The sequence below is a fragment of the Enterobacter sp. IF2SW-B1 genome, from assembly GCF_001743375.1.
Classification (GTDB): Bacteria; Pseudomonadota; Gammaproteobacteria; order Enterobacterales; family Enterobacteriaceae; genus Enterobacter; species Enterobacter bugandensis.
The window spans coordinates 1-434 of record NZ_MJAA01000268.1; the positions used below are offsets into that span (position 1 = coordinate 1).

Annotated in this window: 1 protein-coding gene; it reads left to right on the plus strand. The window is 60.1% G+C overall.

Going from position 1 to position 434, the window contains the following annotated elements; all coding sequences use genetic code 11:
* Nucleotides 1-434, plus strand: a 434-nt coding sequence (locus A6013_RS24360) for an AsmA-like C-terminal region-containing protein (protein ID WP_302622511.1), incomplete at both ends; no start/stop codon positions are given.

Below are 434 nucleotides of genomic sequence, written 5' to 3' on the forward strand. Positions count from 1 at the left end.
TTTAACGTTAATTACGATCTTCACTGGCGTGCCGCGCCGTGGACACCGGACGAAGCGTCACTGAACGGTATTCTGAAAACACACTTTGGCAAAGGTGAGATCGCCGACGTGAGCACGGGGCGTGCCGGGCAGATCCTGCGTCTGCTGAGGTTTGATGCGCTGCTTCGCAAGCTGCGCTTCGATTTCAGCGACACCTTCAGCGAAGGGTTCTATTACGATGCCATCCGCAGGACTGCGTGGATCAAGGACGGCGTGCTGCACACGGACGACACGCTGGGGGATGGGCTGGAAGCGGACATCGCCATGAAAGGCTCAGTCAACCTCGTGCGGCGCGAACTTGATATGGAAGCCGTGGTGGCGCCGGAAATTTCCGCCAGCGTGGGCGGGGCGGCGGCCTTTGTGGTTACCCCGATTGTCGGTGCGGCGGTGTTTGC